11 protein-coding genes are annotated in these 13,927 nt (G+C 63.5%); 1 reads left to right on the top strand and 10 read right to left on the bottom strand.

Features of this window, described 5'->3' with window-relative positions; all coding sequences use genetic code 11:
• The coding region (locus PV407_RS08660) for an AAA family ATPase (protein ID WP_332089518.1) at positions 1–1,011 on the bottom strand (1,011 nt) is incomplete at its 3' end.
• A complete protein-coding gene (locus PV407_RS08655) occupies positions 1,008–2,177 on the bottom strand; it encodes an exonuclease SbcCD subunit D (protein ID WP_332089517.1) in 1,170 nt (389 codons plus the stop codon). The genes PV407_RS08655 and PV407_RS08660, both read right to left, overlap by 4 nt.
• Before the next feature lie 509 nt (positions 2,178–2,686).
• Between PV407_RS08655 and PV407_RS08650 the strand changes: the two genes are divergently transcribed.
• The gene (locus PV407_RS08650) at positions 2,687–3,565 is read left to right on the top strand and encodes an NAD-dependent epimerase/dehydratase family protein (RefSeq protein ID WP_332089516.1); all 879 of its coding nucleotides are present in this window, start codon (positions 2,687–2,689) and stop codon (positions 3,563–3,565) included.
• 851 nt (positions 3,566–4,416) lie between these two features.
• On the opposite strand, the gene PV407_RS08645 is transcribed toward PV407_RS08650, so the two are convergent.
• The 8 genes from PV407_RS08645 to PV407_RS08610 all read right to left on the bottom strand — a co-directional run bounded on the left by PV407_RS08645 (position 4,417) and on the right by PV407_RS08610 (position 13,891).
• Positions 4,417–5,577, bottom strand: a complete 1,161-nt coding sequence (locus tag PV407_RS08645; RefSeq protein ID WP_332089515.1) for a GNAT family N-acetyltransferase — start codon at positions 5,575–5,577, stop codon at positions 4,417–4,419.
• Complete coding sequence (locus tag PV407_RS08640) at positions 5,549–6,904, bottom strand: F390 synthetase-related protein (protein ID WP_332089514.1); 1,356 nt, start codon at positions 6,902–6,904, stop codon at positions 5,549–5,551. The genes PV407_RS08645 and PV407_RS08640 overlap by 29 nt, the downstream gene beginning before the upstream one ends.
• Complete coding sequence (locus PV407_RS08635) at positions 6,901–7,806, bottom strand: MBL fold metallo-hydrolase (RefSeq protein ID WP_332089513.1); 906 nt, start codon at positions 7,804–7,806, stop codon at positions 6,901–6,903. The genes PV407_RS08640 and PV407_RS08635 overlap by 4 nt, the downstream gene beginning before the upstream one ends.
• A 596-nt stretch (positions 7,807–8,402) precedes the next feature.
• Positions 8,403–9,395 carry an NAD-dependent epimerase/dehydratase family protein gene (locus PV407_RS08630; RefSeq protein ID WP_332089512.1) on the bottom strand — a complete coding sequence of 331 codons (993 nt, stop codon included), beginning with the start codon at positions 9,393–9,395 and terminating at the stop codon, positions 8,403–8,405.
• Positions 9,392–10,651: an ATP-grasp domain-containing protein gene (locus PV407_RS08625; protein ID WP_332089511.1), complete on the bottom strand. Its 1,260-nt coding sequence runs from the start codon at positions 10,649–10,651 to the stop codon at positions 9,392–9,394. The genes PV407_RS08630 and PV407_RS08625 overlap by 4 nt, the downstream gene beginning before the upstream one ends.
• Positions 10,641–11,639 carry a beta-ketoacyl-ACP synthase III gene (locus PV407_RS08620; protein ID WP_332089510.1) on the bottom strand — a complete coding sequence of 333 codons (999 nt, stop codon included), beginning with the start codon at positions 11,637–11,639 and terminating at the stop codon, positions 10,641–10,643. Before PV407_RS08620 ends, PV407_RS08625 begins: the two co-directional genes overlap by 11 nt.
• Before the next feature lie 198 nt (positions 11,640–11,837).
• Positions 11,838–12,251, bottom strand: a complete 414-nt coding sequence (locus PV407_RS08615; RefSeq protein WP_442951639.1) for a carboxymuconolactone decarboxylase family protein — start codon at positions 12,249–12,251, stop codon at positions 11,838–11,840.
• 11 nt (positions 12,252–12,262) lie between these two features.
• Positions 12,263–13,891, bottom strand: coding sequence for a thiamine pyrophosphate-binding protein (locus tag PV407_RS08610; RefSeq protein WP_332089508.1), 1,629 nt, complete (start codon positions 13,889–13,891; stop codon positions 12,263–12,265).
• Positions 13,892–13,927: the final 36 nt, after the last annotated feature.

The raw sequence follows: 13,927 nt of genomic DNA, 5'->3' as shown, positions 1-13,927 counted from the left end.
GCCCTGCGCCGCCTTCGCGGCCTGCTCGGCGTACGGCTCGAGCCGCGCCGCCCGCTCGGCCTGCTCGAGCCGCCGCTCGAGCTCGGCGACGGCGCCCCGCCGCCGCTCCAGCTCGTCCCGCTTCGCCCGCTGCTGCGCCAGCTCCGCGAAGCGGCCGTTCAGCAGCAGGCCGGCTCGCAGCTCCGCCTCCTGCCGCCCGAGCCGCTCCTCAAGCTCGGCTTTTCGCGCCTCGCCCGTCCGGGCGAGCTCGCCGTAATGCGCGCCCTCCCGCGCCAGCGCGTCCTTCACCTGCGCGGCGTTGTACGCCGGCTGGGCGTACGTTTCGGCAAGCGGGCTTCCTTCCCGCTCCGGCATCGTCTCCCGCACCTGGCTCATATGCAGCTCCGTCCTGGCGGCGGCTTCCTTGTGCGCGTCCTTCAGCTCGCGGTGCCGCTGCTGGAACGCCTCCTCCAGCTTGCGGTACAGATCGGTACGGAAAATGCGGCGCAAAATTTCTTCCTTGTTGTCCGTATCCGACGTCAGCAGCTTGCGAAATTCGCCCTGCGGCAGCATGACGATTTGGCTGAACTGCTCCCGCGTCAGGCCGAGAATCGATTCGATTTTGGCGTCCACGTCCTTGACGTGAAAACGGTCCACGCACGGCGTTTCCTGCCCGGAGGTCGTCTCGTACAGCTCCGCCTTGCCGCCCGTCTCGTTTTTGTTCGCGCCTTTGCGGTGCGGCATTTGCCGAAACACGCGATACGTGCGCGAAGCGACGGCAAACTCGAAATCGACGGCCGTATGCGTGTCGTCGTCCGCGAAATGGCTGCGCAGCATGCGCGTTTCCGAGCGATCCTCGCCGCTCGCCGAGCCGTACAGCGCGAAGCAGATCGCATCGAAGATCGTCGTTTTGCCGGCGCCCGTATTGCCGGATATGACGAACAGCCGGCAGTCCCCCAAGGCGCGGAAATCGACCGTTTCCGTGTCGCGGTATGGGCCGAACGCCCGCATCGTCAGCTTGAGCGGTCTCATACGGCATCCTCCTCCCGCTTCAGCAGTTCCTCGTACGTGCGGACGAACAGCCCTTTCTTCTCCTCGCCGAGCGGCACGCCTTTCACTTCCGCGTAAAAGGCGGCGAACAGCTCGACCGGATCGGCCTCGCGCCTTCCGACGCGGGCCGCGCTTTCGTCCGCTTCGGTCCCGGCCGCGGCCGGCGCCTCCGGACGCCGCTCGACGTACAGCGCGTTCGGGTAAATCGCCCGCACTTTTTCCATCGGGAACAAAACCGGATTGTCGTTCGTCAGCGTGACGAACACGTAATCGTCGCTTTTGGCGTGCGTTTCGATCTCCTCGATCGTTCCTTTCACCCGGCGCATGTCGCGCAGCGGGGTCAGCTCTCTTCTATGTATCGCGGTCGTCCCTTGCCCGTCCAGCTCTACGACGTAGAAGCATTTCCGGTGCGTTTCCTCGGATATCGAATATTTGAGCGGCGATCCGGCGTAGCGAATCGTTTCCTCCTGCACGTAGTGCGCCTGGTGCAGATGGCCGAGCGCCGTATAATGAAACGGCTTGAAGTAGTCGGCCTTCACATGCTCCGCGCCGCCGATCGAGAGCGGCCGCTCGGAGTCGCTCGTGTTGCTTTGCGGCTCACCGCCCGGCGTCACGAACGCGTGTCCGACGAACACGTGCCGCGCCGCCGGGTCCATCGTTCGCTCGATGCGCGCGACGATCGCCCGCATCGCATCGTCGTGGGTGCGGATCGTCTCGTCTCCGAACAGGATGCGGACCGCGGCCGGATCGGCGTACGGCACCAGATGGACGTGCACCTCGCCGTATTCGTCGTTCAGCACGACCGGCTTGTGCTCCGCGCGCAGCTGCCCGACCAGGTGCAGCCCCCGCCCTTCCATAATGCGCGTGGCGAAATCGAGCCGGTCCGGGCTGTCGTGGTTGCCGGAAATGGCCAGCACCGGCGTGTTCAAGTCGACTACGATCCGCTCCAGCAGCTCGTCCAGCAAATCGACCGCCTCGGTCGGCGGAACGGCCCGGTCGTACAAGTCGCCGGCGACGATGACCGCATCGGGCTTCTCCCGCCCGATCGCCTCCACGAGCTGTCCGAGCACGTGCCGCTGGTCTTCCGTCATATAGACGCCCTGCACCAGCTTGCCCAGGTGCCAGTCGGCGGTATGTATGAATTTCATCCGGCTATGACTTCCTTTCGTTAACAAAATTCCGATCGTCGGCGCTACGGTCGGGCAAGCCCGGAAACGCAGGCCGATTGGGCGGTTGGGCAAAATCATGACTTCGTCCATCGACGGTGCCGTCCGGGCGGACGGCTTGCCGAACGCGCGGCCGCAAATCGATTGTTCCGTTATGTACAGTCAACCGCCCCAATCGCCACTAATAGCTTCAAAATATCGTTTATCATCAAATTCGCTCCGGCTTGCCGAAAATCCTGTTTTTTCGCCGAAATCCGCGCGTGCCAAATGTTGCATGACAGGAGATCGGCATCCGCGGGGAGAAAGGTATAGTGCGGCATAGCAAGCATAGCGGACATTTTCCGTGGAAGGACCAAGAATTGGGCGGAAACGCCGAAACGCGCTGCTGCTGTGTCTGCGGTTTGGCTGCGGTTACGGTTATGATTGCGGTTGCGGTTGCGGCCGTACCGTTGGATCGGGAAAATCGATATGAAAGGGGCGAAAAGGCGCGCATGAACATACTCGTACTCGGCGGAAGCCGGTTTTTCGGCAAAAGATTGGTGCGCCAGCTCGTCCGCGACGGCCATGAAGTCACCGTTGCGACGCGGGGGCGGCAGAAGCTGGAGGAGCTCGGCTTCGGGGCCGCCCACGCGGTCGTCGATCGAAGCGACCGGAGCTCGATGCTGGACGTTTTCGGAGGGCGGGAATTCGATCTCGTGTACGATCAGATCGGCTATACGCCGCGCGACGCCAAAATCGTCGTCGATCTGTTCGCGGGGCGGATCGGGCGGTATGTGTTTACGTCGACGATGGCGGTGTACGACGGGTCGGAGGAGCCGATCGAAGAATCGGCGTTCGATCCGTATGCGTATCCGGTCGATTTGGCGCAGGAAGGGTATACGTACAAGGAAGGAAAACGCCAGGCGGAGTCTTATTTGTTTCGGCACGCCGACTTCCCTGTCGTAGCCGTTCGTCCGCCGTTCGTCATAAGCGTCGACGACGATTATACGGGCCGCTTTCTGTTCCATGTCGACAAGCTCGTCGGCGGGCAGCCGATCCATGTGGCCGATTCGACGGAGGTCAGCTTCGTCGATGCCGGAGAGCTCGCCTCCTTTTTGAATTTCGTCGGCACGAAGTCCGACTTCGCCGGCCCGGTCAATGCGAGCAATACCGGGTATCTCGATACGGAGCGGCTTTGCCGCCTGATCGCCGATCTGCTGGGGACAAGCCCGATATTCGAATACGAGGGGGCGGACCGTTCGCCTTACTGCGTGGGCGAAACGTGGAAATGCTCGAATCGGCTGGCCGAGTCGCTCGGATTCGGGTTCGAGCCGCTGGAAACGGCGATCGCGCGGCTCGTCGGCGAGTGGAAGTCGAAGAAGGCACAATAAACATGTATCCGGCGCTCGTCGCGAGGAAAGGAATCGCCGAAGCGACCGCGGCATGCCTTTTGCAACCGACAAAAGGCGGACTTGTTTGGTTCGCGTTTTATCTTTTGACCGGGGCTGACGCGACCCGCCGTAACGGTTTCCGATCGCGCGAAGGACCGGAGGGCGGAACGCTGGAAGCGGAGCGCAGATAGCGGAGCGCAACTAGCGGAACGCAACTAGCGGAGCGCAAATGCGGAGCGCAGGGGGCGGATCGCTGAAAGCGAGGCGCTGAAAGCGGGGCGCTGAGAGCGAGGCGCTGAAGGCGGAGACGGAATGAGCGAAGCGCGGAACGAAAACGACCGTGCGAAATGAGCACAACCGAAGTGCAACGGAAACAGCGGGTCCGAGGTGTAACGGACACAGCGGAGCTTATTTCGCGAAAAAAGGCCGTTTTCGAAACGTAACGGACATGACGGCGCTTAATCGCGCCATATCAGGTCCAACAGGGGGTATTTTCACCAAATACCTGCATCTGTGTCCGTTAGAAATCAAAAAGGTCGAAATTACCCAAAATAGCGGCAGCCATGTCCGTTAGCCTTCGCGCCCTCTCCGTCCTCGCTCAATGGACCGCATTAGCGGCAGCCATGTCCGCTAGCCTTCGCGTCCTCCAGGTCCTACGCCCATTAGACCGCATTAGCGGCAGCCCTGTCCCCTTCGCGTTCCCTCCGTCCCACACTCCGCTATCGCCGCCATTCTACCCGCCAGAGCTCGCCCATCCACGCTTACGCTCATCCGTATGGCCGCAGCGATGCTTCGCCGCCTCGCCGTCCCGCTCACGCCGCTTCTTGCCCGCCGGCGGCCGCGGCCCTACACTACAATTTGTATTTTTCCAGCAAAGGCACGCCGACGCCGTTCAGCAGCTTCTCCAGCGCGATCCAGCTTATTCGCCGATCGAACGGCAGATGGCGGTCGTATACCGCGCTGTATTCGAGCTCGCCTACCGCTCCGCGGTTCCGTTTGAACTGCGCCGCGCCCGAGCTTTCGTGCAGCAAATGGCCGTTCGTTCGCGCGATGCCGAGCAGCACCGCGGACAGCATCCGGTACAAGCCGGTCTCCTGCGGCAGCGACGTATCGTAGCCGAATATCGGCGTCGTCATGACCCCGCTGCGGCAGTAGTAGCCGAGCACGGCGTCGAGCCGGCCGCTTTCCTTATGGCGGAGCGCGTGAAGCTCCAGCAGCCTCCGGCTGCGCGCCAGCTCCAGAAAATCCGCGCCGAATTGCGGATTGTAGTACGAATATTTATCCAAATAAAGCGCCCGGTACAGCTCGGCGAGCCTCGGCATATCGGCGGCCGACAGCGCCTCCGGACCGACCGTTTCGTACCCGCGCTTGTCCAGGAGCGCATAGTCCCGTTTCAGCAGCCAGCGGGCTTTGGCGCCCGGCGCGAGCGGTCCCTCGTGCCGCCATAAATAAATTTGCCGGCTCGGCACGAGCCGGAACCCCCGGCGCCGCAGCGAGTCCATCAATTCGCCGTTGATCGACCGGCACAAGGAGCGAAAAATAAGCGCATGCCGCGGAAAACGGTCGAGCAGAAGCCGGATCGTCCCGTCGATCTCCCGCTCGGTCAGCTCGGGATACAGGTTCGTCGACAGCAGCCAATTGTTCACATGAACCGCCCGGTTGAACCGGCTCGCCTTCAGCAGCAATCCGAGGACGCGAAGCACGCCGCGCAAAGCGAAGCGCGCCGCGCCGGAATCGAGCAAGTACAGCTCCTCGCGGGCGTAGCTTGCATAGTGCGTATACGGCGAGCAGACGTAACAGTTGTCGTACTCGGCCTCGTTGACCGTAACCGGCAAAACGGTCCGGTTCAATCGGAGCGCATACATCGCCGTGCTTATATTGGGAACGAACGATTCGACCGGCTGCCGGAACAGCGGGAGCAGAAACCGTTTCGCATAATCGCCTTCCGCCGTCGGCGGCCAGTCGATCCGCTCGAACGACCGATTATCGTATAGAGCCGGGATCCGGTTCAAAAGCGAACCTCCTTTCCACCCGCCGCAGCTTCCCGCCTCCCGGCGCGAACCAATAATCCGCGAACTCGATCTCCGGCGCCCGGCAGCCGAGCCGCGCGCATAGCCCGGCGATCGATTCCGCCACGCGCCCGCGCGCCTCCGCCGCTGCTTCCGATGGGACGCGCAGCTGAACCTGCATCCGATCCGGCGCAAGGAGGACGACCCGGTATTCCATGATGTCGGCGGAAGCGGCCAGCACCGCCCGCGAGATAAAGTCGGGAAAGACGCGTACCCAGCCGCCGCCGTCCGACGCCGGAAAATAAAACAGATCGTCGCAGCGCCCTTCGACCGACTCGATCGCCATGAACGGGGAGCCGCACGGACAAGGCCCTTCGCGTTCGGTCAGCACATCGTTCAGCCGGTACCGGACGATCGGCTGGGTTCGTCTGGAAAAATCGGTGACGATCGGGACGAACTTCCGCAGCTTCCGATCGATGTACTCCTTCTGGATGCAGACGATGTCCTCGTTGATATGAATCGTCCCGTGCCCGCATGTCACGCCGAGAAACCCTTCGGTGCATTGATACACCTGATGCAGCTTTTGATCGAACGCCTCCTCGATGCGGGCGCGGTCGGACGGGTCCAGCGCCTCGGCGATCGAGACGATTTTGTCCGGGCGGATGCGCAGCTTCCCTTCCGCCTGCTTGTCGGCGAGCAGCCGCAGCATCGACGGCGGAGCGACGAGCAGCGTCGGCCGCCGCTTCGCGAGCCGGGCCAGATGCAGCGCCAGCGGATCGAGCAGGTCGTAGAAATCGAACCGAATCCTTCCTCCGTCGACCGATCCGTACAAATCGCTGCCCGCCCTTAAAAAGAACGCGATGCGATGCGGGTCCGCGATCGATCCGGGCAGCACCTTCGCCAGCACCGTCCCCGCCCATGCCAGACGTTCGCCCTTGCCGACGAGAAACAGTCCGCGATTGCCCGACGTTCCGGAGGAAAGGCCGACCGTTACGCCGCCGATCGCCTTCGTAAAATCGCGCGTTCGTTCCGCCCGCAGCGCAAGCTCGAACGCTTCCTCCTTGCGGATGCCGGCCGTATTCAGCCGGTCGAAATGGTCCATCATCGCCGTTTTGTCGATGACGGGAAGCTCCCGCCACCGCGAAAGGTCGACGTCGCCCCACAGCTCGCGGTAAAACGGCGATTCGCGCCGCACCCATTTCAGATGCGCCCGGACGCACTTCTCCTGCCACCGTTCGAGCGAAGCGCGGTCGGTCAGACGGCCCATGCCGCGCCGCGTCAGCCAATACCGGTACAGGACGGCCGCCCGTTCCAGATGCTTCGTCATCATAGCGGCTCACCGCCCCGGATCCAATGCCGCCAAGCTTCCGGGCAATGCGAAGCGACGATGCGAAGCCGCGGGAAGCGCCGCCGAAGCTCGACCAGCTTGCCGAAGCTGTCCGCGTACTGTTTCCGGCTCGGCATGACGAGCCCCGCGACCGGATGCGGAGGGCGGTTTTCGCGAACCGCCTTGCCCGACCACGCCGCGTCGGCGCACAGCAAATAGTCGTACCGTTCGGTCGCCAGCAGCAAACCGATTTGTCCGTCGGCATGGCCGGGCAGCTCGACGGCGAGCACGCTGCCGTCCCCGAGCGCATCGAACGCGTATGGAAACGGAAATCCCGGGGGCAGCGCCACGCGCCGGTCCGTCCGGATCGGGACCGACCGCTCCTCGAACCGTTCCGGCAAAAGTCCCGGCAAAAACGCCCTGCGCAGCGCGGCCAGGCCGCGAAGCCGTTTAACGGCGTCGTACGCCTGCGGCAAATAAACGAACCGCGCGTTCGGGAAGTCGTTCAAGCCGGCGATATGATCGGCATGGAAGTGCGTCACGATGACGACGCGCACCCGCTCCGCCGCGATTCCGCAAGCTTCGAGCTGGCGCAGGGCGCTCTCTTCCTCGCGAAACGAAACCGGCGTAACGGCGCGGTACAGCCGGCCGGGCAGCCGGTCCGTCTCCCGCAGAAACGCCCCGGAATAACCGGTATCGACCAGCACCGCTCCGAAATCCGGGTGCTCGATGCAGGCGAACAGCGCCGGAATTCGGCACGGGCGCAAAGAGCCTCCGCGAATCGTCACCCATTCGGGATGCGTGCAGTAGCCTGCCGCGAACAACCGCAGCCCGACCTTCGGAATGTGCGGCAGAAGAGAGCTTCGTTTGTCGTCTTGCTGTATGTCATGCTGTCTCATTTCCATGTATCGTGTGGCAACTCCTTCGCGTCAATAGCATGGCGGGATGCGGACAGGACGGTCGCATCGGATTTTATGGGAATATAAATCCCGGAGCAAGCGGCAAGAATACCGGGAAAATAGGGCGTTAATCGGATCTTACTTATTGGTTTGGGGAGGTTTAACAGGAAATTCTCCTTATATTTTTATTCGGATCGCGCTTTTCGCTTATGAACGTCTGATTTAGCAGGAGCTTTTCCCGTTATTTCCAGGCTGACGCCTAACAGAAATGGGAATAACGGGAGGAATTCCATGTAAAGTTCGAGCCATGCCGCAAATCCGAGAATAACGCAGGCTTGAATAGGCTTGAAACGAAAAAACGTTTACGGTGTACCGATTCTAATGCGATCACCCTGGGGATGCGGGCGTCCGGCCCAAACCGGTCCGCCGCCCCGTCCGTTCTTCCGCCCCGTCCGTTCTTCCGCCCTTTCGTTCTTCCGCCCGTCCGTTCTTCCGGCCCGTCCGTTCTTCCGCCCGTTCGTTCTTCCGCCCGTCCGTTCTTCCGCCCGTCCGTTCTTCCGCCCGTCCGTTCTTCCGCCCTTTCGTTCTTCCGCCCCGTCCGTTCATCCGCCGCGGCTGTTCAGCCATTCGGCGTAAGCCCGCATCCCGTCCTCGACGCTCACGCCCGGCGAATAGCCGAGATCGCGGCGGGCCGCGCCGATGTCGAGCGTCTGGCTGCGGCCGAGCATGCCCGACATGGCGCGGGTGAGCAGCGGCTCCCGGCCGCCCGGAAGCAGCCGCGCCGACAGCTCCATCAGGCCCGCGGCCGCGTAGGCCGCCGCAAACGGCAGCGGCTTGTACCGCGGCCGAAGCCCGAGCAGGCCGAACAGCTTGCCGACCGCCTCGGCGAAAGGAAGCGGCTCGCCGTTCGATATGTTGTACGCCCGGCCCGACGACGTTTCCGGGGCCGCTTGGCAGAGCAGCAGCGCCTGCACCGCGTTGTCGACGTAGGTGAGGTCGACGAGCGCCCTGCCGCCGTCGATCAGCGGTATGCCGCGCGTTCGGTTCGCTTCGATCAGCCGCGGCAAAATCGAGCCGTCCTCCGGCCCGAACAGCGCGCGCGGACGGACGATGACCGCGGACAACCCTTGCGCGCACCCGTTCAGCACCGCCAGCTCGGCGAGCCGCTTCGTTTCCGCGTAATGGCTCGCCTGGCGCTTGGGCAGGGGGTCCGTTTCGCGAACGTTCAGCCGGTGCGAGGAGCCGAAATAGACGCTCGGCGTCGACACGTGGACGAGTCTCGCCACTCCGTGCCGCCGGCAGCCTGCGACGACATGCTCCGTCCCCTTCACGTTGCTCTCGTAAAACGCGGAATAGGCGCCCCACGAGGCGGACAGCGCGCCGCAATGAAAGACCGCGTCCTGGCCGGCGCATGCGGCTTCCACCGCTTCCCGGTCGCGCAAGTCCGCGGGCACGAAGCGGACGCCCAGCCGCTGCAGCTCCGCCCCCTTGTCCGCCTGCCGGCCGAGAGCGGAAACATCCCATCCTTTGTCGCGCAGCGCCAAAGCGAGCCGTTTCCCGAGAAAACCGGTCCCGCCGGTGACGAGCGCCTTCATCGCAACCCCCCGCTTCCGTTCCATTCGATGTCGGCGGTCGACGCCTCCAGCATCGTCAATCCGCGCGCGCGGGCGATCCGGCGCAGCTCGTTCAGCATGAGCCACTGCTCCCGGAACGGTCGCGGATCGTCCCGGCTGTAGACGACGTCGCGCGCCGAGGCGAGCTTTCGCAGCCATTCGCGCAGGCCGCGCCGCGAGCCGCGGCCCCTCCAGCCGAGGGCGAGCATCGGCAGCGCCAGCATTTTTCGCGTCCCCGGCCGCGGCTGCGCTATCGTATCGCCGAGCGATTCCGGATCGAGCAGCGCATCGGCCAGCCGATCATCCGGACCGAACAAATGGATGCCGCTGGTCGTCCGCGGATTGCATTCGATCGGGTACAAAGCGCCGTCCGCCGTTTCGATAAAATCGAAGGCGATTTGCCCGGTAAACCGCTCCAGCCGGACGAAATCGCTCACCCACTTCGTCAGCGCCGCATGACGGAGCGGCTCGAAATAAAAGCACGCCCCGCCGCGGACCGAATAGTCGACGGCATAGGCGGCGTGGGCCGCCAGCTTCCCGTCGTGCGCGACGCTGTACGTGCACAAGCCGCGTCCGCGAACGTAGTGCTGCGCGACCCAAGGGAAGCTGCGTTCCTCCGGAACCGGCGGCCAGCGATCGTCCGCCCGGATAAAGCGCACTTTGGCGCCGGAGCGGGAAAATTCCGGCTTCAGGACGCAGCCGTCCGCCCGAGCCGCCGGTTCCCCGTCCGCCGCGGAAGCGGACGCGGCCCGCCTGTCGCTCCATGCCGACGGGTCCGGGAGCAGGCGCGTCGCCGGCACGGCGAAGCCGAGCTCCTCCACCCGCCGAATGAACGCCCATTTGCTGTGCAGCCGCCGCAGCCGGTCGAGGGGCGCCGCGAATACGCGGCACCATCGTTCGAGCCGTTCCAGTCCGGAAGCCACGTAAAACAGCTCCTCGCATGTCGGGACGATCCGGTCGATTCGTTCCCTCCGGACGATCCGCTCGAGACCGTTCACGAATCCTTCCGGGTCGTACGCCGGGCCCGGCACTTCGTGGCAGCCCGCGACGGCGTTCGAGACGCGGCACAAATAGCGTCTCATGCTTTCGGCGACGTGCACCTCGCACCCGGCGGCCGCCAGCAGGCGGGCCATCTCCAGGGCGACGGGCGCCCGTCCGCCGGTGAGGAGCACCTTCGGCCGCTTGCCCGGGCCGCCGCGTCCGTCGCCCCCGTTCGTTACGCCCGTCTTAGTAGTCAAGCACGACGCCTCCCAACGACAGGCCGGCGGACGTGCCGAGCAGCAGCACCCGGTCCCCGCGTTCGATCAAGCCGCCGCGAATCGCTTCGTGTAGGCCCATCGGAATCGAAGCCGCGATCGTGTTGCCGTGGTTCGGCGTAATGCAGAGCAGCCGTTCGCCGGGGATGCCCAGCCTGCGGGCGAGCAGCCTCATCGCCATGGCGCTCCCTTGATGCGGGATGACGAGCTTGATGCCGTCCAGACCGCAGCCGGCGCCGGCCAGCAGCCGGTTCAGGAACTGCGGCAGCTTCTGCGACGCCATGCGGAACAGCTCGTCTCCCCGCATGTCGAACAAATAATCGTCGGCGGTATGTTCCGCGTACGCCGCGGCGTGCATGCCGCTCCCGCCTCCTCGTATTTCCGACAAATGGGCCCCCGCGCTGTACGTCTCCATGGCCGCAAATACGATTTGCGACGGCTGGCCCGCTCCGGCCGGCCCGATAACGGCCGCGGCCGCTCCGTCGCCGAACAGCGCGGCGCTCTCCTTATGCCGCCAGTTCAACCCTTTCGACGCCACCTCGGTCGCGACCAGCAGCACGTGCCGGTACCTTCCGGCGGCGACCATATAGGACATCAGGTCCAGACCGGCCACGAAGCTGAGGCAGGTCGAGTTGATGTCGAAGGCGGGGACGCCGGAATGCCGCTGTCCCATCGCTTCCTGAATCAGAGCGGCCGTGCAAGGAATCGGCTGCTCCGCCGTACCGCTCGTGCAGACGAGGCAGTCGACGTCCGCGAACGTCAGTCCCGCCGCTTCCAGCGCGGCGTATGCCGCCTTCGCCCCCATCTGCGAGGCGGTTTCGTCCTCTATGAAATATCGTTCGAGCACATTCGTTTTTTTGCGCACCCAGCCTTCCGGAACGCCGAGGACGGCGTCCATCTCCATGTCGGAAACCCGGCGCTTCGGCATATATTTGCCGGTTCCGGCGATTCGCACTTTCCGGTTTTGCATGCTCAACCACTGCTTTCTGTCGTCAAATCTGTAAGATGTCGGCTACTTTGTATTGTAAATGAAAACGGGCGCCCGGGAAGTACTAACTTTTTCTAAGCCCTTGGAACCGGACCCGGGGAAAAAAAAGAACCCCGGCCTCTCGGGCGGCGTCCAATCCGCCGAACGCCGAGAAGGGAGTTCCCCCAAATGCGCTGCATTTCAATCGACTTTCTGTTCCGCGCCGCCGTATGCGACGTTCCGCTGCCGAAACTGCTCCATGACGATTTGAAACGCGCTCAGCGCTTTCGGAAAGCCGGCGTAGGCGGTGCACTGCAAAACGACCTCGACGATCTCCTCCGGCGTAAGCCCGACGTTCAATGCCGCATGGACGTGCATCGGCAATTGCTCGGTCGCCCCTTGCGTAATAAGCGACGACAGCGTGACGAGCTCCCGCTGTCTCAAATCCAGGCCCGGCCGGGTATAAATGTCGCCGAACCCGTTGCTGACCATCAGCTCGGCCATGTCCGGGCACAGTTTGCGAACGCCGTCCACGGCCCGAAGGCCGTCCGGCCCGGCCATCTCCTCGAATATTTTCAATCCTTTGGCATAACGTTCGTCGTTCAACGGCCGCATCTCCTTTACCGTTATTGATCCAATTCGAGCAATCTCGACAAAATCGGGGGAATTTCGCAAGGATCGACGATCACTTCGACGACGGTCGGCGTCCGCGCCTGCAGCGCCGTACGCACCGCGTCTCCGATTTCCTCCTCCGTATGGCAGCAAAAGGAGTCGGCCCCGAGCGCGGCGGCATACCGGGCCGCCTGCAGCGGGACGGAATAGATCGCCCCGACGGAGCGTCCCGTATTGTACGACATCCCTTTATCGACCATGTCCAGACGGCCGTTGTTGAACACGACGAACAGAACCGGCACGCCTTCGCCCACCGCCGTCGATATTTCGTTCCCGTGCATCAAAGCGCAGCCGTCCCCGGTCAGGCAGACGATCGTTTTGTCCGGACGCGCCAGCTTCGCGCCGATCGCGTAACCGATCGCGTGCCCCATCGCGCCGAATACGTCGTCGAAATAAAACGTTCCGGGCTCGCGCACTTCATAGTGCTGAATGGCGTAAAACGTATGGCTTCCGTCGTCGCCGAACAGAACGGCGTCGTCCGGCAGCGCCTTGCGAAGCGCCCGAATCGCCGTCACGGCGGACAAAGGCTTTTCCGCCCGCTTCGCATACCCGGACGGCCCGGCTTCGCGCATAAACGTCGGCGACGCCCCGGCCCGTTCGATGAGCGTCCGCAAATTCAGCCTGGCGTCGCCCAATACGGCGACCGTGGGAACGGGGATCGATTTGCCGACATATTTGAGATGGTAATCGAAATGGACGACCCGCTCCGGATACATTTCCTCGTTGAAGCCGGCGAGCGTCATGTCGCTCAGCGTCGTGCCGATGACGACCATCAGGTCGACGCCCGACTTGAAATAGGACGTCGCCCGTTCCGTGCCGCCCAGTCCGAAATTGCCCAGACAGAGCGGATGATTCGTCGGAAACGCCCCTTTGCCGCCCGGCGTGCAAACGACCGGTATGCGCCAATGCTCCGCGATCGTCCGCACTTCCTCGTACGCGTCCGCGCATAATACGCCCTTGCCCAGAAAAAGGACGGGGCGCCGCGCCCGGTCCAGCAGCTGCACGACTTTATCGATATCCGGCGACATCGTGTGCGGATGGTAGGCCGGCCAAGGAACGTCGAACGGTTCGACATCGCTCATCAATATGTCGAACGGTATGCATAAATGAACCGGCCCTTTGGCGCCGCTCGTCGCCCTTTCGATCGCATGGCGCAAATAGCTGCGCAGCAGGTCCGCCCGTTCGACCCGGGCGCTGAACAGCGTGACCGGCTCGAACATTTTGGCCAAATCCGTCGCGAAAGGGCTGGAATCCTGCCCCATCGATTTGCCCATATCGGAAGCGGAAGGCTGTCCCGTTATAAACAGAACGGGCGCGTGATACGCTTTCGCCTGACCGGCCGCCGTCAGCAGGTTCGTCCCGCCCGGCCCCGACGTTCCGATCGCGATCCCCAGCGTGCGGTTAAACATCGCGTATCCGCCTGCGGCGAAACCGGCTCCCGCTTCGTGGCGGGCGAGCACGAACCGGACCCCCTTCGCCTCGCATTCGAGCATGACGGGAGAGATCGACTTTCCCGGAATGCCGAATACGTGCGAAACCCCCCATCTCCGAAAATGTTCGACCAGCAACGAGTATACCTTCATGTCCCGCTCCCCTTCACGTTCTCGTTATCTTTCTAT

Origin of the sequence: Paenibacillus sp. GYB003 (assembly GCF_036577625.1) — a bacterium.
Lineage (GTDB): Bacteria > Bacillota > Bacilli > Paenibacillales > NBRC-103111 > Paenibacillus_AB.
The sequence above is the reverse complement of the archived record's forward strand: the minus strand, read 5'-3'. Positions and strand labels throughout refer to the sequence as shown.